Source organism: Citrobacter sp. RHB35-C21 (assembly GCF_013816515.1).
GTDB lineage: Bacteria > Pseudomonadota > Gammaproteobacteria > Enterobacterales > Enterobacteriaceae > Citrobacter > Citrobacter braakii.
In genome coordinates, this window is the sequence record NZ_CP057147.1 from 2,966,067 (window position 1) to 2,985,822 (window position 19,756).

A 19,756-nucleotide genomic window follows, 5' to 3' on the forward strand; every position below is an offset into this window, starting at 1 on the left:
GACAGTGTACACGGCATTACGAGCCGATCAAAGCAACAATCAACGCGCACTCTATGATGTAAATCAATTCACTGACACCCTGACGTTTTTGTTACACTTGTATAAAGTCATCTAACCTGAGCAGGAAAAGGACAATGCCAACAAATCGCTTTGCGAAGAAACACTGGAAGATGGTTGTGATACTGCTCGTTATTTGTGCGGCAATGCTGATGCTACGTTGGGCTGCGATGATCTGGGGTTAAAATACTGGCACACGCTGTTCCGGTTCCGTTGTATTTATCAATTAAATCGAATTCGTCTGAAAATAGCGCGTTATTGATAAGTATTAAAAATAAAACACAGATTTAATATTAAATAAATTTAACGTTAATTGAGAAAAGCCGGGCCAATTATTTGACCCGGCTTGTCATTACATACGATAGCCGAGTGACACAGTAGTACGACGATCGGTATGCTCCGGCGCTGTTGCCGGTGGTTCAGAGTTCCAGGTAACGTTGTAAGCCACCTTTAACCCAAAGTGTTCGTTGATAGCAACGTTCAAGGCCGTTTCAGAATTGAGCGTTGTATCGTCAGCACCAAATACCGACACACCTTGCGTAAACTTAGTATTGTCCGTCATCTGCCACGCATAGGCCCCGGACGCATAGCCCAGCGGCTGTGTTTCTGTGGTGCCATCCGTGTGCTCGTCATAGCGCACACCAGGACCGAATTCAAAACGGAAGCTGTGCACCGGTCCGTTGAGGAACTGACGACCATAACCTGCGGTCAGCACGTCACGCTCGCGATAGCCGTTGTAACGGTCGGTCAGCCAGCTTGCCTGCCCAAAAAGATAATCATAGTCGGTCATGTTGTAACGACTACGGCCACCTACGGCATATTTCTCTGATGAACGCTCATCATTTGAGGAGGTATTGCTGGCATTTCCCCACAAAGACCACGCCGTAGTTTGACCGTACCAGGTCATGGTGGTGTCTGCAGTTAAAGAAGAACTTTTTGTGTTGCCTGACTGGGCGAGATATCCCGCGTTCAGGTTACCTTCAAAGGGTTTTTTCGCGCTGGAAGGGTCATCCATGACAGTAAAAACGGAATCATCGGCGGCAGCCTGCATTGACGCAAGCAGGCCACCCGTCAGCAGTAACGCTGCGGGCACTGTCTTCAAAAGCTTCATTTATTAAGAGTCCGTACAACAAAAAAAGAGACCATAACGGTCTCGGAAACTTTCATATGGATCAATGACAAAAGACCCTTGAAAGGTAACAAATTATAAAAAGACTCGAATAACATAGCAATAAATTCTTATTTCATTTTTTGAATAAGAGCGTTCCTAAACCGTTTTTTTATTTATATATCTTTAACGCGATTATTTTAAATAAAGATATGAAAAATCATGTTGTTAATTACTTCACTTTCGGGGGGTTAAGTGCCAGACTGAGGACAGCCTAACAGGAGGTAAAGATGGTACGTATCTATACGTTAACACTTGCGCCCTCTCTCGATAGCGCAACAATCACGCCGCAAATCTACCCGGAAGGTAAGCTTCGCTGTACCTCGCCGGTTTTTGAACCCGGCGGCGGCGGTATCAACGTCGCTCGCGCAATTGCCCATCTTGGCGGCACCGCTACGGCCATCTTCCCTGCGGGTGGCGCCACTGGAGAGCATCTTGTTGCTTTGCTCGCCGACGAAAATGTTCCCGTATCCACCGTCGAAGCTAAAGACTGGACCCGACAAAATCTCCATGTGCACGTTGAGTCCAGCGGCGAACAGTATCGCTTCGTCATGCCAGGCGCTGCGCTCACCGATGATGAGTTCTACCAACTTCAGGATCAGGTGCTGGAAATTGAGTCTGGCGCACTGCTGGTTATCAGCGGCAGTTTGCCGCCTGGCGTACAGCTTGAGAAGCTGACCCGGCTCATTACCACAGCACAAAAACAAGGGATTCGCTGTATCGTCGATAGTTCTGGCGAAGCGCTGGCGGCAGCATTAACCATCGGCAATATCGAACTGGTCAAACCCAACCTCAAAGAACTGAGCGCGCTGGTGAATCGCGAACTCACGCAGCCCGATGATGTGCGCAACGCCGCACAAGAAATCGTGCAAAGCGGAAAAGCGCATCGCGTAGTAGTCTCGCTTGGACCACAAGGAGCGCTGGGCGTTGATCGTGAAACTTGTGTCCAGGTGGTTCCGCCACCGGTGAAGAGTCAAAGTACCGTAGGCGCGGGCGACAGTATGGTCGGGGCCATGACGCTTAAACTGGCGGAGAGCGCACCTTTTGCAGATATTGTTCGTTACGGTGTCGCCGCAGGTAGCGCCGCCACCCTGAATCAGGGTACGCGTCTGTGCGCTTTAGACGATACGCAAAAAATATACGCGTATCTGGCTCAGTAATGACGGCTTCCCCTTGTCTAGATACAAGGGGATTTCCCCGTAAAACTGTCGGCATGGGTGTTATACGTCTATGATAAAAAATCACGTGATTACAAAGAAGTGAATCATGTGCAACCGGGCGTCTTCACAACTATGCGAGGTGAAGAAGAACGACACACATTAAGTGCCTTTCCAGCGATGACGCGTCCGTGGTGTGCGTCAGTTCGTGTTTTTTAACCGCATTCTTGCGCTAACCTTATGATCTGGCAGACAACATGGGGAGAGACATCATGTGGCAGGCTATCAGTCGTCTTTTAAGCGAGCAATTAGGTGAAGGCGAAATCGAACTGCGTAACGAACTGCCCGGCGGAGAGATCCACGCCGCATGGCATTTACGCTATGCGGGGCGCGATTTTTTCGTCAAATGCGATGAAAGAGAGCTGTTAACCGGCTTTACGGCGGAAGCCGATCAGCTGGAGCTACTTTCTCGCAGTCAAACCGTATCTGTACCGAAAGTCTGGGCGGTAGGCGCAGACAGAGATTACAGCTTTCTGGTGATGGATTTCCTCCCTCCCCGTCCGCTTGATGCGCACAACGCGTTTATCCTCGGCCAGCAGTTGGCGCATTTGCATGAATGGAGCGATCAGCCGCAGTTTGGGCTCGACTTCGATAATGCGCTCTCTACCACGCCGCAGCCCAACACCTGGCAACGTCGCTGGTCAACCTTTTTTGCCGAGCAGCGTATTGGCTGGCAGCTGGAACTCGCCGCTGAAAAAGGCATCGCGTTTGGCAATATCGACGCCATTGTCGAGCATGTTCAGCAGCGTCTCTCTTCTCATCAGCCGCAGCCATCTCTTCTGCATGGTGATTTGTGGTCCGGGAACTGCGCCCTCGGCCCGAACGGCCCGTACATCTTTGATCCTGCCTGCTACTGGGGGGACAGAGAGTGTGACCTGGCAATGCTGCCGTTACATACCGATCAGCCGCCGCAACTCTATGACGGTTATCAGTCTGTTTCTCCGCTCCCATTGGATTTTCTCGACAGACAGCCTGTCTACCAGCTCTATACGCTGCTGAACAGGGCTATTCTGTTCGGGGGACAGCATCTGGTCGTGGCGCAGAAAGCGCTGGACAGGTTACTGGCGGCTTAGCAAAGTCGCACGTTGCTTATCTGGCCTGGCGTTTCGCAACGCGTCAGGCCTGATAGTGCAGCAGTTACAAAAAGCCCAGTAATGAAAAGAAGAAGTAGCCAATCACGATAACGATCACCGGCAAAATATAAAGCGGGAAAATTTGTAAAAAGATCGTATGGTGCGGTACCACAATACGCGACTCAAGTTGCTCGCGTGATAACCCTTCACTGCCCTTTGCCTGTTCCAGAATCAACTGATCCTCAACGCCCTCGCGTAAATAACGCGCCTGACGGCTCATTCTGGCGCCTGAATCCTGCAACGCCAGACCGATAAAAATCAGAATGAAAATCAGCCAAAAAACGAGATTCAGTCCACTTTGAAAATCGGGCGTCGGCGAGTTATACCAAAACACGTTAAGAAAAGGTGTGTTCACGCGCATCATGTCGATCATCACGTGTGCAAAATCGAGCATGACCGCGTTAATCCCTTCCTGCTTTTCGCTGTGCGCATACATAAACTTCAGTACTGAAACCAGGGTTGAAATCAGCGCGGGAATGAAAATCACCCATCCCACCAGCCTTTTCAAGATGGCAATGCGTCCAGCTTGTTGATACGTCATGAGTTCCCCTTGATTAAGACGTGTCATTTTGGCCTAAGTTTACCCGTTGATTATCGTTTTCGCCTGATCTTTAAAGGCGGTATACTGCTGAATTAGCCATAATGAACGCTCAGAGCCCGTCCAGGCTGGCTCTTAATCCCTTTTATCACCCGTAAAGGAGAGGTTGTGATGTCAACCCCGCGTCAAATTCTTGCTGCAATTTTCGATATGGATGGATTACTGGTCGATTCTGAACCGCTTTGGGATCAGGCCGAACTGGATGTGATAGCAAGTTTAGGCGTTGATATCTCCCGCCGCCATGAACTTCCCGATACACTTGGCTTACGCATCGACATGGTGGTTGATTTGTGGTTTGCACAGCAACCGTGGAACGGTCCCTCACGTCAGGAAGTAACCGAGCGCATCATTAACCGGGCAATTGCGTTAGTTGAAGAAACAAAACCACTGCTGCCGGGCGTGCGTGAGGCCGTGGCATTGTGCAAATCTCAGGGGTTGAAAGTAGGACTGGCATCCGCCTCGCCGCTGCATATGCTGGAAAAAGTGCTAACCATGTTTGATCTGCGCAGCAGCTTCGATGCACTGGCTTCTGCGGAAAAACTGCCCTACAGCAAACCGCATCCGCAGGTTTATCTCGATTGCGCGGCAAAACTGGGCATTGACCCTATAAACTGCGTAGCACTGGAAGACTCGGTGAACGGCATGATTGCTTCGAAAGCCGCCCGTATGCGTTCCATCGTAGTACCTGCGCATGAAAATCAGGACGATCCTCGCTTCGTTCTGGCCGACGTCAAACTGGCCTCGCTCACTGAACTCACTGCCGCTCACCTGCGCGGCTAATCCTGCGACGGGCAATGATCGCATTGCCCGCCTGCCGGACGCTGGGGCACGCCTGATGATCTGAAAGGCCCGGTCGTGTTCCTCGCAAGTGCTGCCTCGGACTATATACATGGCTATACGCTGGTCGTGGATGGCGGTTGGCTGGCGCGGTAAAGGCGTACTTGTGACAAAGGGTTACAACGTCACCTCTTCCGCCTACTGTATAAAACCCCTATACTGTATGAATCGACAGTTTATTGGGTTTTATCATGACGGCGGAAGGTCACCTTCTTTTTTCTATTGCCTGTGCGGTATTTGCCAAGAATGCCGAGCTAACGCCCGTTCTTGCGCAGGGTGACTGGTGGCATATTGTTCCTTCAGCCATTTTGACGTGCTTACTGCCGGATATCGATCATCCCAAATCCCTGCTGGGGCAGCGTCTGAAGTGGGTATCAAAGCCCATTGCCAGGGCATTTGGTCATCGCGGGTTTACGCATAGCCTGCTGGCGGTTTTTGCCCTGCTGGCCACGTTTTACCTGAAAGTCCCTGATACCTGGATAATTCCGGCTGATGCCTTACAAGGTATGGTTCTCGGTTATCTCAGCCACATTCTGGCCGACATGTTGACACCGGCGGGCGTCCCCCTGCTTTGGCCCTGCCGCTGGCGTTTTCGTCTGCCTATCCTCGTGCCGCAAAAAGGCAACCAACTGGAGCGGTTTCTATGCATGGCGCTGTTCGCGTGGGCAATCTGGATGCCGCAGACCGTACAAGAGAACAGTGCGGTGCGCTGGTCATCACAAATGATAAATACGCTGCAAATGCAGTTTAATCGTTTTATAACGCACCAGGTTGACTAATAAATCAGCCAAAAAGTTATTTTTGGCATAAACAATTCCATTTGAATATAAGAGGCAAGTCACAGTTCTGCTAATCTTGCGCCAACAGAATCACCGTCACACGGTGATACGCATAATAAGATCAGGAGAACGGGGATGAACTATCCATTAATCGCGAACATTATCGTGTTCGTAGTGCTGCTGTTCGTGCTGGCGCAAGCCCGTCACAAGCAGTGGAGTCTGGCAAAAAAAGTACTGGTCGGTCTGGTCATGGGTGTGGTGTTTGGCCTCGCCCTGCACACCATTTATGGTTCCGACAGCCAGGTTCTTAAAGATTCCGTACAGTGGTTCAACATTGTCGGCAACGGTTACGTCCAACTGCTGCAGATGATTGTCATGCCGCTGGTGTTTGCGTCTATTCTCAGCGCCGTTGCGCGTCTGCACAACGCCTCTCAGTTAGGTAAGATCAGCTTTCTGACCATCGGCACGCTGCTGTTTACTACGCTGATTGCCGCGCTGGTAGGGGTTCTGGTGACCAACCTGTTCGGCCTGACCGCAGAAGGTCTGGTGCAAGGTGGGGCTGAAACCGCTCGTCTGAACGCGATTGAAACCAACTATGTTGGCAAAGTAGCTGACCTCAGCGTTCCACAGCTGGTGTTGTCGTTTATCCCGAAAAACCCGTTTGCCGATCTGACCGGAGCTAACCCGACGTCGATTATCAGCGTGGTTATCTTCGCGGCATTCCTCGGTGTTGCCGCACTGAAGCTGCTGAAAGATGATGCGCCGAAAGGCGAGCGCGTGCTGGTCGCTATCGATACCCTGCAAAGCTGGGTGATGAAGCTGGTTCGTTTGGTGATGCAGTTGACACCGTACGGTGTTCTGGCGCTGATGACCAAAGTGGTTGCGGGCTCCAACCTGCAGGACATCATCAAGCTGGGTAGCTTCGTCGTGGCCTCTTATCTCGGTCTGGGCATTATGTTTGTGGTACACGGGATCCTGTTGGGTGTTAACGGCGTTAGCCCGCTGAAATACTTCCGCAAGGTGTGGCCGGTGCTGACTTTCGCCTTCACCAGCCGTTCCAGCGCAGCCTCAATTCCGCTGAACGTTGAAGCGCAAACCCGTCGTCTGGGCGTGCCTGAATCCATCGCCTCTTTTGCCGCCTCCTTTGGCGCCACCATTGGCCAGAACGGTTGTGCAGGGCTGTACCCGGCAATGCTGGCAGTAATGGTCGCCCCGACCGTCGGGATCAACCCGCTGGACCCGATGTGGATTGCCACGCTGGTTGGTATCGTAACCGTCAGTTCCGCAGGGGTTGCGGGTGTGGGTGGCGGTGCAACGTTTGCCGCGCTGATCGTCCTGCCAGCTATGGGTCTGCCGGTCACGCTGGTTGCGCTGCTGATTTCCGTTGAGCCGCTGATCGATATGGGTCGTACCGCGCTGAACGTGAGCGGTTCTATGACAGCCGGTACGCTGACCAGCCAATGGCTGAAACAGACCGATAAAACAATTCTGGACAGCGACGATAACGCCGAACTGGCGCATCGCTAAGTCTGTTAGACTGAAAAACAAAAAAAACCGCCGGAGTGTCATGCTCCGGCGGTTTTTTTATATCCATTAATCGCTCAGTTCATTTTCCTGGCGAACCTGATTAGCCCAGCGTTGCGCTGATTCCGGGACCGTAAATGCAGGTGAACGCTGAAACGCCTCCCCTATTAAGACAAAAGCGACATATTTTCCGCGCAGTATCCATACGTCACGAAACGCATCCATTTTAACTGCATGCTCTGGTGGGGCTGGCTCCACGCGAGGAACATAGCTAATTACCGGACGATTCTGTTGGCGAAGAGGTTTCATAATCAGTTGCTTCACTAAAGACTAATTCTAAAAATCAGAAAACGGCTATCTTAGCCGATTTTGCCTCCTGACGTCCTGCCTTGCGTGCGCTGTTTGCCTGGTTCATCGCGCTTTACGCCCTCGGTCAGTTCCTGCACCACTGAGCAAGTGGTCTATAGTTAAAGCTTTTGACGGCAACAACGACCTTTAAGCGATGAAAACAGGAGACGAGTTTAATGTCACAGAATGATAAGCACCCACTCCATCACTCAGCGCCGGTTCATGATGCCAGCGAATCCCAGCCAGGACTTGACTCACTGGCGCCAGCAGACGGTTCACATCGGCCAACACCTGAACCCACACCACCTGGCATGCAGCCCACTACGTCCGGCAGCTTAAAAGCGCCTGACACCAAAAGTGACAAACTCAACGCGCTGGAAGGTTTTCGTAAAGGCAGCGAAGATTTTGCTCTGACAACCAATCAGGGAGTGCGCATCGCGGACGATCAAAACTCTCTGCGCGCAGGAAACCGTGGGCCAACGCTGCTGGAAGACTTTATCCTGCGGGAAAAAATCACCCATTTTGATCACGAACGCATCCCGGAGCGGATCGTACATGCCCGAGGTTCGGCCGCTCATGGTTACTTTCAGCCCTATGCCAGTCTCAGCGCGACAACGAAAGCGGACTTTCTGAGTGATGAAAATAAAATCACCCCGGTTTTTGTCCGTTTCTCTACGGTTCAGGGCGGCGCAGGCTCAGCGGATACAGTCAGAGATATTCGAGGATTTGCGACCAAATTTTATACTGAGGAGGGCATTTTCGATCTGGTGGGAAACAACACACCAGTCTTCTTCATTCAGGATGCCCATAAATTCCCGGATTTCGTCCATGCGGTAAAACCGGAGCCGCATTGGGCTATCCCACAGGGTCAAAGCGCCCACGATACCTTTTGGGATTATGTCTCGTTACAGCCAGAAACGTTGCACAACGTTATATGGGCGATGTCCGACCGGGGTATTCCACGCAGCTATCGCACGATGGAAGGCTTTGGCATTCACACGTTCCGGTTGATAAATGCGCAAGGGAAAGCCACCTTTGTCCGTTTTCACTGGAAACCGCTGGCGGGCAAAGCTTCGCTGGTATGGGATGAAGCGCAAAAACTTACCGGTCGTGATCCCGATTTTCATCGCCGCGATCTGTGGGAAGCTATTGAAGCAGGCGATTATCCGGAATACGAACTGGGGCTGCAGCTCATTCCTGAAGAAGACGAATTCAAGTTCGATTTTGACCTGCTCGACCCGACCAAGCTGATCCCAGAAGAGCTGGTTCCGGTGCAACGCGTCGGTAAAATGGTGCTGAATCGTAATCCGGATAATTTCTTCGCCGAAAATGAACAAGTCGCTTTTCATCCCGGACACATCGTCCCTGGAATCGATTTTACCAACGATCCCTTGCTGCAAGGCCGCTTGTTTTCGTATACCGATACCCAAATCAGCCGCCTGGGCGGGCCCAACTTCCATGAAATCCCGATTAATCGCCCGACCTGCCCGTACCATAATTTCCAGCGTGATGGCATGCATCGTATGGACATCGATACCAACCCTGCCAACTATGAACCTAATTCCATCAATGATAACTGGCCGCGTGAAACGCCGCCGGGGCCAAAACGCGGTGGATTTGAGTCGTATCAGGAACGGATTGAAGGAAACAAAATCCGCGAACGTAGCCCCTCTTTTGGCGAATACTATGCGCACCCTCGCCTGTTCTGGCTAAGTCAGACGCCAATTGAACAGCAGCATATTATCGGCGGATTCAGCTTCGAACTCAGCAAAGTTACGCGCCCCTATATTCGGGAAAGAGTGGTTGAACAGTTAGCCCATATTGATACAGCCCTCGCCGAGGCGGTTGCCGATAATCTCGGTTTTGAGCTAACCGAGGAACAGGCCAAAATCGCCCCACCGGCTAACGTGAATGGTTTGAAAAGTGCGCCGTCACTCAGTTTATATGCGGGTGCGCAAGGTGAGATTAAGGGCCGCGTGGTCGCCATTCTACTTAATGACCAGGTGAAATCGGGCGACCTGCTTGCCATCATGCAAGCCTTACAAGCCAAAGGCGTTCACGCCAAACTGCTCTATTCCCGAATGGGTAATGTGGTTGCCGATGATGGTTCTGTCCTGACAATCGCCGGTACCTTTGCGGGTTCACCATCGCTGACCGTCGATGCGGTTATCGTTCCGTGTGGCAATATCGCAGATATCGCTATGAACGGTGATGCCCGATATTACTTACTCGAAGCGTATAAGCACTTAAAACCTATCGCACTGGCTGGCGATGCGCGTCAGTTTAAAGCAACGTTGGATATCAAAACTGAAGGAGAAGAAGGCGTGGTGGAGGCAGACAGTGCAGACGCACAGTTTATGGATACCCTGCTGACGCTAATGACTGCGCACCGCGTCTGGTCACGCGCCGGAAAAATCGACACGATCCCTGCCTAAAAAAATGCGGCGCATTATGCGCCGCAAACTCAGGAGTTAGATGTTCAGAAAACTGCCAAGACGATAACCGCGTTCCGCAATAGCATATTTCAGTGACGGAGACGTCAGCACGTCGAGCTCAGTTAAGCGGGGGTAACAGTAGGCACTTTGACGAATAATGTCATCGATAAAGGCCGGATGACACATCACTTCCAGCGAGGACTCTCCCCGGTCTGCTGACGCGTCAAGCGTTTGCAAAAACAGGGCTTCAGAAATCGCTTCGCCATAAAACTCGCTGCTGAATCCCTGGGAAGTCCGTAACGTCTGCGGAAAGTCAGACGCCTGGAATACCGCCTGACGATCGATCCGTAACGCAATCCCCCGTTGGGCAGCAAACCCGGCCACGATAGGGAAAATCTGCGGGAACATATGCACATGGTGATGGCTATCCAGATGCGTTGGCTCCCGCCCGAACAGGTCAATAAAACGCTGATACTGCGCGGCCAGTTCCTGAGAAATTTCATCCAACGGCAAGGTGTCTTCTTCAGCCATCTGCCAGATCCATTTTCCCAGTAACCCGTCACGAGTAAGGCCTGGCATTGCCGTCAACGGCCTGCCCAGCGTCAGAACAAAATGCATCCCAACGGCAAGTTCAGGAATGTCGCGACTCAGCTGTACCGCATGGTCAATGGCTGCGCCATTAACCAGTGCGGTTGTCGAGGTGACCACGCCATTGCGACAGGCTTCAACAATGCCGTAGTTTTGTCCTTTACTCAGGCCAAAATCATCCGCATTTACAATCAGTACGCGTTCCATAGCTGACCTCAGTTAGTGTTGTTCGCTTTTGAGTTTCTCGATACACCCGGCGAAGTTTGGCAGCCATTTTTCATGCGCCAGAATCAGCTCACGCGCCAGAATCTCGGCATCGCTGTCAGAATGCACCAGCGGACTCAGGTTCAACGCCAGCAGCACATCATTCAGCTCACCGCTCAGTGCCGCATTGCTCGCCGCGACTTCAAAGCCTTTTATGGTATAGATAAGGCCCAGCACTTTCTCATCAAAATGGGTAATACGTGGGTGCGGCGTGGCGCCGTTGCGTCCCAGTGTACAGGTCATCTCAACCGCCCAGTCCGCCGGGATATTGTCAACATGCCCATGATGTGGAACGTTGACATAGTGCTCGGTCTGTTTGTCGTTGTAGATGGCGTTGATCACTTCACAGGCCGCATCGGAGTAATAGGCTCCACCGCGCTGTTCCAGCTCTTTCGGTTTCACGTTCAAATCCGGGTTTTTGTAGAGATCAAACAGTTGTTTCTCCACTTTCTGTACCACCTGAGCGCGAGCGCCGCCCTTATAGTATTCACCCATTTCAATCGCCAGCATCTCTTTTGGCTTGAAGTAATAGAGCAAATATGAGCACGGCAGCAGCTTCAGCGAGCGAATCAACCCTTCACTGAACGGCAGATCGAAGATGTTCTTCACGGTGGAGGCTTTCAGTTGACCTGAAGCCACGCCATCCAACAGTTCATCAAAGCGTGATTTACCATTCACCAGTACGTCTTTAATAAAGACCATATGGTTCAGACCGAACAGATCGATGGATAAGTCATCGCTCTCTTTCAGCGCCAGCACATCGCTAATGAACATTTTCATGCCGACGGGGATATTACATACACCGATGAATTTCTTAAAATTCGTATGGCGATAGACCGCTTCCGTCACCATCCCGGCCGGGTTAGTAAAGTTAATCACCCACGCATTCGGGCACAGTTCTTCCACATCTTTGACAATATCAAAGATAACCGGAATAGTACGCAGACCTTTGAACAGCCCACCAGCGCCGTTAGTTTCCTGCCCCAGATACCCGTGGCTCAGCGGAATGCGTTCATCCTTTTCGCGGGCTTTCAGTTGCCCTACGCGCAGCTGGGTGGTAACGAAATCAGCATCTTTCAGCGCTTCACGGCGGTCCAGCGTTTTAAACAACTTCATCGGCACGCCAGCTTTATCGATCATGCGCTGGCAAAGGTCAAAAATAATGTCCAGCTTCTCTTTTCCATCGTCGACATCAACCAGCCACAATTCAGAAACCGGTAATTCATGATAGCGCTTAATAAAGCCTTCAAGTAACTCAGGGGTGTAGCTGCTCCCGCCACCGATAGTGACGACTTTTAATTTCTGGCTCATACTTTCTCCCTTCAGTGTCAAAACACTGACGTGTATTATGCTCAACCCGTTTGTCAGGTATAGCGTGGCTGTCCCGACGCTATTTTGGGCAAGCTATAAAAAATGGGTTATTGGCTAATAATATCTACTGATTAAATTCAGTTAATTTCTTACGATAGCTATTAGGTGTAAATGACGTCAGCTTTTTAAACGTTTTAATAAACAGACTTGGACTACTGTAACCAGACTCGTAAGCAATATCCGTTACAGAATAGTTAGTCATTTCCAGCTGTTTTTTAGCAAAGTTAATGCGGATTTCATTAATGATCTGCATCGGCGTTTTGCTGTAATAACGCTGGGTTGCGCGGGTCAGATACTCCTGGGATTTCGCGGACAGGTGTACCATGTTTTCCAGCGCATTCTCGCTAAACTGCCGTTTGTCATGCATGGTCTCCACGGTGGTTTTAAGCCACTGCGGAATATCATCCAGCACCTGCTCTTCGCGATGATGGCGCAACCGGTTAATAATATAGAAGGTGACCACTTCTACAAATTCATCCAGTCCACTCTCGCGAAAGTTCAATGATGCAATAACCGTTTCAATGTAAGTGAGAAACGAATTATTCGCCCGATAGACCTGCGATGCAACGAAACAAAATGGCAGCAGCGGGTGGTAGTGCTGTTCAAAAAAGCGTTTACTGATACCGACGTTCAGGATCCTTGTCGCCCCAAAATCATAAAAACTCTGGTGGTGCGATCCCAATGGAATAAAAACAAAGTCCCCGCGTTCGAGCAATACGCGTTTACCGTTGATTTCCTGATAATAGCGCCCGGTTAAAACCAGGGTAAATTCGTAGTAGTCATGCTGATGCAGCCCGCTGATGCTCTCAGTTTTGTTGTAGATGAACACATGGAAATTTTTGCCATTAAACAGCTGCTGTTCATAGACGGTTTTGATTTCCGGTGCGTTAATCTGTAGCTGCATTATGCACTCCTCGCTATTTCAGCTTTTCGTGAAGCTCAATCAGTTCAGTCACCAGCTCACGCGCCAGCATTGATGTCATCAGGTGGTCCTGAGCATGAACCAGCACCAGGCTAACTTTCATTTTACCTTCGCCCTGATCGCCTTCAATCAGTTTCGTTTGCACGAGGTGCGCTTCGTTCAGCGCCAGGCGAGACTGGTCCATCATAGCCTTAGCTGACTCGAAATCGCCTTGCTTGGCCATTTTGAGCGCGCCGTACGCCAGGCTACGCGCCTGACCGGAGTTGATGATCAGACCCATCACCACTTCTTCAAGTTCTTCTGCTTCTGACTGCGTGTCGACGATATTCTCGATATCCAACATACTTTTTTCCTCTGGTTCAGTCCGGCATGACCGTGAAGCCATGCCGGATTAAATTTAGAATTTCAATGCGTTAGCGATATCTTCTTCGCTTTCTTCTTGATCAATAACGTTCTGCGCTTTGTTGGCTACCACCACGAACGGCAGGTAAACCAGCGTGGCGATACCGAGGTTGAACAGCGCGACCAGCAGAGCAGCGACGCTACCGTTGGTATTAAAGAACGCGCCCAAACCGGTTGGCATGGTCCACGGTGCGATGTTGGTAATCGGTGGAATAATGCCGGAGTAATAAGCCGCCAGCGTAATCGCCGCCAGAATCGGCTGCACCAGAATGAACGGGATAAACATCACCGGGTTCATGATGATCGGCAGACCGAACAGGATAGGTTCGTTAATCTGGAACAGGCCTGACGGCAGTGCCAGTTTAGCAACCTGACGATAATCCGGACGACGCGATGCCAGGAAGATAGCGATAATCAGACCCAGCGTAGCCCCGCTACCCCCGAGGAAAATATAGGAGTCGAGCATCGGTTTCGCCCAGACGTGGAAGGTCTTTCCGGCTTCCAGCGCGGCGTCTACGGAACCAAACTGTTGGTAAATGGAGATGTTTTCCAGCGCCCATGGCGTCATGATACCGCTGTCCAGCGCGGTCAGCGCCAGTGAACCGTGAATACCGAAGAACCACAGCAGCGGAACAAAAATCACGTAGGCCCAGCCCACCACGCTGCCCAGCGATGCCAGCGGAGTTGAAATGGAATCCATGATGATCTGGTGGAAGTTCGTACCCCAGGTGTTCAATGCCCAGGCGATGATCCCCATAATGGAGAGGATAAGGAAGCCAGGAATCAGCGCAGAGAAAGAGCGCGACACGGATGTCGGTACGCTATCAGGTAATTTAATTACCCAATTGCGACGGACCACAAAGGTGAACATTTCCGCGACCGCGAGGCCGATAATAATACCGGAAATAATATTGGCACCGCCGAGCCAGTTCGCGCCAACGGCATAGGCTTCACCCACGCTATATGGCGTTACGGTCATAAACGCGGCGACGGATAACAGCCCGGCAGCCAGAGAGTCGACTTTGCGTTCTTCTGCCAGCGCCATACCGATAAAGAACGGCGCCATCAATGACATGATACCCAGCGTACCGTTATAGACGTTTCCACCAATGCCTTTCAAACTATTCAGCGTTTCAATAGTTGAAGCATCAAGTCGAATGCCCATTGAATAAAAAAACGACCCCTCCCCAAAGCTCAGGAAAACGTTATTGATTAATACAAACATGGCCCCTGCGAGGGTTAACGGCATTAAACGAATAAAACCGTTTTTGATTGCATTAACGTGTGGCTGCTTTCCAATTTTTACAGCAAAAGGAAGGAGTACCTTTTCAAGTGAAGCAATAGCGTTACTCATAGAAAAATACCCTTAAATACCGCAATTAATAATTGCGGTGAATGTTAATGAAATAACTCTTTGACGGGAAAAATTAAAATAAAATAATTAATTTGCTGCGGCTTTTTTAATTGCTGCAACCGCAGCCTTAAGCACGCCTAAACCATCGACTTTGCCATACAGCAGCGAGTCAATCACTTCCACAGGCTTGTTAGGTAACAAACGTTGAATTTCGGGCAACATATAAGCAATTTGTGGACCTAATAATACAACATCGGCCACTGGACCTTTTTCTCCGGCCAGCGTTTCAGGAAACGCTTCAATAATAACCGGTACTTCGTATTTTTCGGCCTGAGCACGCATCTTCGAAACCAACAATGAAGTCGACATGCCCGCAGAACAAAACAGATAAATGTGTTTCTTTTCCATTAAAACGATCCTCATGTGCGATTATCTGTCACCAGACACTCCGCAAGCCCTAACCTGCATCCATGCTCTGGGTAACTTGCGTCAGCTAAATTACTTTTTTAGGTGGCTGAAATGAGTATACGGGATTGCACCGGCGGATGGTATTTCCTTGACCAACTAAATTGTCTCTCCTTGACCTGGCGTTATGACCACCCTCACACTTCAGGCAAATAATTCGCGTCAATAATTAAGATCGTGTGACATAAAAAAACCGGCGCAGTGGCCGGTTTTCCCGAGTGCTCAGGCAATAAACAGTTGTTACTTCTTCGCTGCCTGCGGGTCGGTGTCGTACTCTGCGCAGGTCTGGTAGCCAGAGTTAATCACGTGTCCGGTGTCATCTAAAGCAACAAAATAGGTCTCAGCTTTACCATCTCGTTGACCCAGGATGTAGGTCTGACACGTCCCACGCGCATGGATCATACTGACTTCGGAAGACGGTTTACCGGCAATCTGCGCTACCTGCGCCCGGCTCATCCCTTTCTTCACATCTTTCACCACGGGCTGAACAAATTGGTCTTTCGTACGATCGTAGGCCGTACACCCTGCCAGCATAGTCAAAACAGCCGCTGCGCTCAGAATTCCTGTTAGATTCTTGTTCATATTCCGTCCTCTTGTATTTCAGCGTGTTATATAAGCCTGGAGCACAACAACGCATTTTTCAAGCAATCAGAGGATACTTAGGTGGTTTCGGAAAATTCTATTAAAACAAAATGATGCTATATCAGGCTCGCATCCCTTGTCGTTTGGGCCTCAACGCGTTAGCTTTAACACATCATTTTTTTGATCATTTTATTTTTCGGAGGGGGTTAAATGACTCTGCAGCAAGAGATAATCCAGGCGCTTGGCGCAAAACCGCACATCGATGCAGAAGAAGAAATTCGCCGCAGCGTGGATTTCCTGAAATCGTATCTGCAGACCTACCCCTTTCTGAAATCACTGGTGTTGGGAATTAGCGGCGGACAAGACTCAACGCTCGCGGGAAAACTGTGCCAGATGGCGATCACCGAGCTGCGAAAAGAAACGGGTAATGACGCACTGCAGTTTATTGCCGTACGCCTACCGTATGGCGTTCAGGCCGATGAGCAAGACTGCCAGGATGCCATCGCCTTTATTCAACCGGACCGCGTACTGACCGTCAATATTAAGGGCGCGGTGCTGGCCAGCGAGCAGGCCCTGCGTGAAGCGGGTATCGAACTGAGCGATTTTGTGCGTGGCAATGAAAAAGCCCGTGAACGTATGAAGGCACAATACAGTATCGCCGGCATGACCAGCGGCGTTGTCGTGGGTACCGATCATGCTGCAGAAGCCATCACCGGATTTTTCACTAAGTACGGCGATGGCGGTACCGACATTAACCCACTATTTCGTCTGAACAAGCGCCAGGGCAAACAACTGCTCGCCGCGCTGGGGTGCCCGGAGCACTTATATAAGAAAGCACCAACTGCCGACCTCGAGGACGATCGCCCTTCTCTGCCGGATGAAGCCGCACTCGGCGTCACTTACGACAACATCGACGACTATCTGGAAGGAAAAACGCTGGATGCCGACGTCGCAAAAAAAATTGAAGGCTGGTACGTGAAAACTGAGCATAAACGTCGCACACCAATCACCGTGTTTGATGATTTCTGGAAAAAAGAGTAATCCTTTTCCCTTCAAAATGCCGGGTAGCGCCAGGATTGGCACTATCTGGCATTAGCCTGCTGAATCTCATGCCGCTTTTTTAATCGCCCTCAAACTGCTACACTGGATGAATAACCAGCATCTGGAGTCAACAGTGGTACAGCGTCAATCAGCCCCTCGTCTGACATTTGAGGCAGCGGCAATCTATGAATATCCCGAGCACCTGCGCCCGTTTTTGAGTGCGCTTCCCACCGCGCCAGGCGTCTATCTGTTTCACAGTGATAGCGACACCATGCCGCTTTATATTGGTAAAAGTGTCAATATTCGCAGCCGTGTGCTGGCGCATCTGCGTACCGCAGACGAAGCGAGTATGCTGCGTCAGGCCAGGCGCATTAGCTGGATTTGTACGGCCGGAGAAATTGGCGCCCTGCTGCTGGAAGCGCGGCTTATCAAAGAACAGCAGCCCCTGTTTAACAAACGGCTGCGACGCAATCGCCAGCTGTGTGCCTTGCAGCTTACCGATCGAACGGTTCAGGTGGTTTACGCACGAGATATTGATTTCTCCCACGCCCCCAATCTGTTTGGCCTGTTTGCCAACCGCCGCGCAGCGCTACAGACGCTGCAAAGCCTCGCCGATGAACAACAGCTGTGCTACGGCCTGTTGGGGCTGGAACCCCTCAGCCACGGGCGCGCCTGTTTTCGCTCCGCGCTTAAACGCTGCGCCGGAGCCTGCTGTGGGAAAGAAAGCCCTGAAGCACATTATTTGCGTCTGGTAGAAGCCCTGGAAAGAGTGCGCGTAATCTGCTGGCCGTGGAGCAATGCCATTGCGCTGCAGGAAACCCGCGCTGAAATGACGCAGTACCATATCATCAATAACTGGCTGTGGCTGGGAGCCGTTTCAACGCTGGATGAGGCAGCTACACTGGCGCGAATGCCGGCCGGCTTTGATCAAGATGGCTACAAAATTCTCTGCCGGCCTATTCTGTCTGGTCAATATGACATTATTGAACTGAGTCCGGAGAATGCCCCGGCATCCAGTTAATCTCGCTGAACAGCAGTTTCCCCTCGCGCTCCAGCAGTCGTAACGTGTGTTTACCGTCGTGCCAGCTTGCACCCTGATCGACGGTCAACAACTTATCACCCAGTTGCCAGGCTCCGCTGATAACAAACACCACGCCGCCGCGCGAACCAAAGGTCGTAAAGGTGCGATCGGCAACTCTGACTTTTGCCTGGCAGACATCCCGTCGGGTCATGATATTAAAATCCATCGACATCTGCCCTTCCGTCAGCTTCGCTTTTACCACCTTGTCACCGGCAAAGGTAAAAGGCTGATGCTGTTTCAGGGTATGCGTGAAGGTGTTCGGCTCTTCCAGCGTCACTTCTCCGCCTTCCAGCAGGGTAATCACGCGTTCTACGCCGGGAAAAAGAGAAAACTCCCCATTCGCTGCGATGGAGGCGATACTCGCCCGCCAGTGAAAATCTCGTGTTGCTGGCGGAAAACAGCAAATCTCACGCGTTTCTCCCGCACCATTTCGCCACAGATTGACCGGCATTTTGCGGATATCAAAGTATTCCATCATCCCTCCAGAAAGGCGCAGCACGGCAGCCCACCGTAAACAGGCAGCCATAAATCATCATTGTTATGTTCACCCTGCAGATTATTGTTATCGGCAGCAGAGTTGATTTGCCTTAGCGATGAACCCGGTGTTTTGCAAAAAAGAACAACGCGCCCTCCAGATGGAATTTTCGCGGGCTTCAGGAGAATAACGTGTCACAAGCGCGGTGCAAGAGGCAGCAAAGAAAAAACCGCCGATCCTGCCCACCTCGTTAAACGTGTTGTGGACAAGAGCGGCGGTCTTGAGTTTGGTTTCACACTGTGCGGCAATCAGCACACACAGCGTGAATGATATAGTGTAGACGCTGAACGATTACTCAGCAGCTTGCGGCATTTTACCCTTCTGCGCGGCACGTTCTGTCAGACGCTTCTCAAAATTGGCATTAAACTGCTTTTTCTGTTCCGGGGTCAGAATGTTGTAAATCTTGTTCTGGGTTTCCATATGCGCCAGCATGTTGGCTTTGCGCTGTTCTTCCATCTTCGCAATCTGCGCTTCCGCTTTCGCTTTATCAAAGCTATCGCTGGCGATGATGTCGTGCATTGCGCGGCGCTCTTCCAGCGGCGGACGTTTCATCTGATCACGCTGACCTTTCATGATCTCGCGAATCTGCTGTTTCTGCGCATCGGTCAGGTTCAGGTCTTTAAGCATCATGTCATGATGCGGGGCAAACTTACCGTTGTGGTGCATCATTGGTTTGGCATCAGCTGGCGCAGCTGTTGTCGTGTCAGCGGCGTGGGCCAGGTTAGCAGCGCCCAGCGCCAGGGTAGAGGCAACAAACAGAGCAGTCAGTTTACGCATAATTTCTATCCTTTCTTTCAGTTATTTTTACGACACTCATGCGACTCTTATGCAATGTGATGTCGTGTTGACGAGATTAACTTTACCGGCTTAAGCGTCAATTAATCAGAGCAACGGTAAAACAATGAAAGTGTAAAAAACAAACTTTCATCAATTATGGAGAAAAAAAGAATAAATTGCGCAGAGTTGCAATAAAAAATTACAACAGGATGATTTTAAAGGGATTATGAAGAACTATACCTCATCCCTGATTATTAAGAAAGCAATTCACCAGGAAT

General features: G+C 50.7%; 21 protein-coding genes and 1 pseudogene. 10 read left to right on the plus strand and 12 right to left on the minus strand.

Annotation, left to right across the window (positions count from 1 at the left end):
- The first annotated feature begins 134 nt into the window (after nucleotides 1–134).
- Nucleotides 135–242 carry a small membrane protein YniD gene (gene yniD, locus HVZ39_RS14465; protein ID WP_003030590.1) on the plus strand — a complete coding sequence of 36 codons (108 nt, stop codon included), beginning with the start codon at nucleotides 135–137 and terminating at the stop codon, nucleotides 240–242.
- Nucleotides 243–409: 167 nt separating this feature from the next.
- Here the strand turns inward: yniD and HVZ39_RS14470 are convergent, their stop codons facing one another.
- A complete protein-coding gene (locus HVZ39_RS14470) occupies nucleotides 410–1,168 on the minus strand; it encodes a YdiY family protein (protein WP_016152863.1) in 759 nt (252 codons plus the stop codon).
- A gap of 287 nt (nucleotides 1,169–1,455) precedes the next feature.
- Here HVZ39_RS14470 and pfkB point away from each other — a divergent pair, with 287 nt between their 5' ends.
- Nucleotides 1,456–2,385, plus strand: a complete 930-nt coding sequence (gene pfkB / locus HVZ39_RS14475; protein ID WP_016156336.1) for a 6-phosphofructokinase II — start codon at nucleotides 1,456–1,458, stop codon at nucleotides 2,383–2,385.
- Nucleotides 2,386–2,654: 269 nt separating this feature from the next.
- Nucleotides 2,655–3,515 (plus strand): fructosamine kinase family protein, encoded by an 861-nt coding sequence (locus HVZ39_RS14480; protein ID WP_016152861.1) that lies wholly within the window; start codon nucleotides 2,655–2,657, stop codon nucleotides 3,513–3,515.
- A 64-nt stretch (nucleotides 3,516–3,579) separates the two neighbouring features.
- Here HVZ39_RS14480 and HVZ39_RS14485 read toward each other — a convergent pair whose 3' ends face one another.
- A complete protein-coding gene (locus tag HVZ39_RS14485; protein WP_019076635.1) occupies nucleotides 3,580–4,116 on the minus strand; it encodes a YniB family protein in 537 nt (178 codons plus the stop codon).
- A 168-nt stretch (nucleotides 4,117–4,284) separates the two neighbouring features.
- On the opposite strand from HVZ39_RS14485, the gene hxpB reads away from it, so the two are divergent.
- The 4 genes and pseudogenes from hxpB to tcyP all read left to right on the plus strand — a co-directional run bounded on the left by hxpB (nucleotide 4,285) and on the right by tcyP (nucleotide 7,316).
- Entirely contained in the window at nucleotides 4,285–4,953 is a 669-nt protein-coding gene (gene hxpB / locus HVZ39_RS14490) for a hexitol phosphatase HxpB (RefSeq protein ID WP_181632599.1), read from the plus strand.
- A gap of 30 nt (nucleotides 4,954–4,983) precedes the next feature.
- Nucleotides 4,984–5,106 (plus strand): annotated as a pseudogene (locus HVZ39_RS14495) (SDR family oxidoreductase); the annotation flags it as partial.
- An 83-nt stretch (nucleotides 5,107–5,189) separates the two neighbouring features.
- Nucleotides 5,190–5,789 (plus strand): metal-dependent hydrolase, encoded by a 600-nt coding sequence (locus HVZ39_RS14500; protein WP_087121839.1) that lies wholly within the window; start codon nucleotides 5,190–5,192, stop codon nucleotides 5,787–5,789.
- 135 nt (nucleotides 5,790–5,924) lie between these two features.
- Nucleotides 5,925–7,316, plus strand: coding sequence for a cystine/sulfocysteine:cation symporter (gene tcyP, locus HVZ39_RS14505; RefSeq protein WP_019078417.1), 1,392 nt, complete (start codon nucleotides 5,925–5,927; stop codon nucleotides 7,314–7,316).
- Nucleotides 7,317–7,382: 66 nt separating this feature from the next.
- Here tcyP and cedA read toward each other — a convergent pair whose 3' ends face one another.
- Nucleotides 7,383–7,625 (minus strand): cell division activator CedA, encoded by a 243-nt coding sequence (gene cedA, locus HVZ39_RS14510; RefSeq protein WP_029139771.1) that lies wholly within the window; start codon nucleotides 7,623–7,625, stop codon nucleotides 7,383–7,385.
- A gap of 212 nt (nucleotides 7,626–7,837) precedes the next feature.
- On the opposite strand from cedA, the gene katE reads away from it, so the two are divergent.
- Nucleotides 7,838–10,096, plus strand: coding sequence for a catalase HPII (gene katE / locus HVZ39_RS14515; protein WP_181632600.1), 2,259 nt, complete (start codon nucleotides 7,838–7,840; stop codon nucleotides 10,094–10,096).
- Between the two features lie 36 nt (nucleotides 10,097–10,132).
- Here katE and chbG read toward each other — a convergent pair whose 3' ends face one another.
- From chbG to osmE, 7 genes are all read right to left on the minus strand, one after another.
- Nucleotides 10,133–10,891, minus strand: a complete 759-nt coding sequence (gene chbG, locus HVZ39_RS14520) for a chitin disaccharide deacetylase (RefSeq protein ID WP_065554665.1) — start codon at nucleotides 10,889–10,891, stop codon at nucleotides 10,133–10,135.
- A 12-nt stretch (nucleotides 10,892–10,903) separates the two neighbouring features.
- Nucleotides 10,904–12,259: a 6-phospho-beta-glucosidase gene (locus tag HVZ39_RS14525; RefSeq protein ID WP_016152854.1), complete on the minus strand. Its 1,356-nt coding sequence runs from the start codon at nucleotides 12,257–12,259 to the stop codon at nucleotides 10,904–10,906.
- 124 nt (nucleotides 12,260–12,383) lie between these two features.
- Nucleotides 12,384–13,226, minus strand: a complete 843-nt coding sequence (gene chbR / locus HVZ39_RS14530; protein WP_085951046.1) for a transcriptional regulator ChbR — start codon at nucleotides 13,224–13,226, stop codon at nucleotides 12,384–12,386.
- Nucleotides 13,227–13,236: 10 nt separating this feature from the next.
- Nucleotides 13,237–13,584, minus strand: a complete 348-nt coding sequence (gene chbA, locus HVZ39_RS14535; protein WP_003030618.1) for a PTS N,N'-diacetylchitobiose transporter subunit IIA — start codon at nucleotides 13,582–13,584, stop codon at nucleotides 13,237–13,239.
- A 54-nt stretch (nucleotides 13,585–13,638) separates the two neighbouring features.
- Nucleotides 13,639–14,997 (minus strand): PTS N,N'-diacetylchitobiose transporter subunit IIC, encoded by a 1,359-nt coding sequence (gene chbC, locus HVZ39_RS14540; RefSeq protein ID WP_003030619.1) that lies wholly within the window; start codon nucleotides 14,995–14,997, stop codon nucleotides 13,639–13,641.
- Nucleotides 14,998–15,084: 87 nt separating this feature from the next.
- Nucleotides 15,085–15,405 (minus strand): PTS N,N'-diacetylchitobiose transporter subunit IIB, encoded by a 321-nt coding sequence (chbB, locus tag HVZ39_RS14545; RefSeq protein ID WP_003832547.1) that lies wholly within the window; start codon nucleotides 15,403–15,405, stop codon nucleotides 15,085–15,087.
- Between the two features lie 297 nt (nucleotides 15,406–15,702).
- Nucleotides 15,703–16,044 (minus strand): osmotically-inducible lipoprotein OsmE, encoded by a 342-nt coding sequence (gene osmE, locus HVZ39_RS14550; protein WP_003030621.1) that lies wholly within the window; start codon nucleotides 16,042–16,044, stop codon nucleotides 15,703–15,705.
- A 210-nt stretch (nucleotides 16,045–16,254) separates the two neighbouring features.
- On the opposite strand from osmE, the gene nadE reads away from it, so the two are divergent.
- Nucleotides 16,255–17,085, plus strand: coding sequence for an ammonia-dependent NAD(+) synthetase (gene nadE, locus HVZ39_RS14555; RefSeq protein ID WP_181632601.1), 831 nt, complete (start codon nucleotides 16,255–16,257; stop codon nucleotides 17,083–17,085).
- 133 nt (nucleotides 17,086–17,218) lie between these two features.
- Nucleotides 17,219–18,106, plus strand: coding sequence for an excinuclease Cho (gene cho / locus HVZ39_RS14560; protein WP_016152851.1), 888 nt, complete (start codon nucleotides 17,219–17,221; stop codon nucleotides 18,104–18,106).
- Here cho and ves read toward each other — a convergent pair.
- The gene (gene ves / locus HVZ39_RS14565) at nucleotides 18,066–18,641 is read right to left on the minus strand and encodes an environmental stress-induced protein Ves (protein WP_016152850.1); all 576 of its coding nucleotides are present in this window, start codon (nucleotides 18,639–18,641) and stop codon (nucleotides 18,066–18,068) included. The genes cho and ves overlap by 41 nt on opposite strands.
- Before the next feature lie 351 nt (nucleotides 18,642–18,992).
- Complete coding sequence (gene spy / locus HVZ39_RS14570; RefSeq protein ID WP_181632602.1) at nucleotides 18,993–19,478, minus strand: ATP-independent periplasmic protein-refolding chaperone Spy; 486 nt, start codon at nucleotides 19,476–19,478, stop codon at nucleotides 18,993–18,995.
- Nucleotides 19,479–19,756 lie beyond the last annotated feature (278 nt).

What these genes read in the sequence shown, in the direction of transcription:
- HVZ39_RS14485 (WP_019076635.1), bottom strand. Translation starts at nt 4,116, where the DNA reads ATGACGTATCAACAAGCTGGACGCATTGCCATCTTGAAAAGGCTGGTG.
- HVZ39_RS14525 (WP_016152854.1), bottom strand. Translation starts at nt 12,259, where the DNA reads ATGAGCCAGAAATTAAAAGTCGTCACTATCGGTGGCGGGAGCAGCTAC.
- chbG (WP_065554665.1), bottom strand. Translation starts at nt 10,891, where the DNA reads ATGGAACGCGTACTGATTGTAAATGCGGATGATTTTGGCCTGAGTAAA.
- HVZ39_RS14480 (WP_016152861.1), top strand. Translation starts at nt 2,655, where the DNA reads ATGTGGCAGGCTATCAGTCGTCTTTTAAGCGAGCAATTAGGTGAAGGC.
- hxpB (WP_181632599.1), top strand. Translation starts at nt 4,285, where the DNA reads ATGTCAACCCCGCGTCAAATTCTTGCTGCAATTTTCGATATGGATGGA.
- tcyP (WP_019078417.1), top strand. Translation starts at nt 5,925, where the DNA reads ATGAACTATCCATTAATCGCGAACATTATCGTGTTCGTAGTGCTGCTG.
- HVZ39_RS14470 (WP_016152863.1), bottom strand. Translation starts at nt 1,168, where the DNA reads ATGAAGCTTTTGAAGACAGTGCCCGCAGCGTTACTGCTGACGGGTGGC.
- ves (WP_016152850.1), bottom strand. Translation starts at nt 18,641, where the DNA reads ATGGAATACTTTGATATCCGCAAAATGCCGGTCAATCTGTGGCGAAAT.
- yniD (WP_003030590.1), top strand. Translation starts at nt 135, where the DNA reads ATGCCAACAAATCGCTTTGCGAAGAAACACTGGAAGATGGTTGTGATA.
- chbB (WP_003832547.1), bottom strand. Translation starts at nt 15,405, where the DNA reads ATGGAAAAGAAACACATTTATCTGTTTTGTTCTGCGGGCATGTCGACT.
- chbC (WP_003030619.1), bottom strand. Translation starts at nt 14,997, where the DNA reads ATGAGTAACGCTATTGCTTCACTTGAAAAGGTACTCCTTCCTTTTGCT.
- nadE (WP_181632601.1), top strand. Translation starts at nt 16,255, where the DNA reads ATGACTCTGCAGCAAGAGATAATCCAGGCGCTTGGCGCAAAACCGCAC.
- osmE (WP_003030621.1), bottom strand. Translation starts at nt 16,044, where the DNA reads ATGAACAAGAATCTAACAGGAATTCTGAGCGCAGCGGCTGTTTTGACT.
- spy (WP_181632602.1), bottom strand. Translation starts at nt 19,478, where the DNA reads ATGCGTAAACTGACTGCTCTGTTTGTTGCCTCTACCCTGGCGCTGGGC.
- pfkB (WP_016156336.1), top strand. Translation starts at nt 1,456, where the DNA reads ATGGTACGTATCTATACGTTAACACTTGCGCCCTCTCTCGATAGCGCA.
- chbA (WP_003030618.1), bottom strand. Translation starts at nt 13,584, where the DNA reads ATGTTGGATATCGAGAATATCGTCGACACGCAGTCAGAAGCAGAAGAA.
- katE (WP_181632600.1), top strand. Translation starts at nt 7,838, where the DNA reads ATGTCACAGAATGATAAGCACCCACTCCATCACTCAGCGCCGGTTCAT.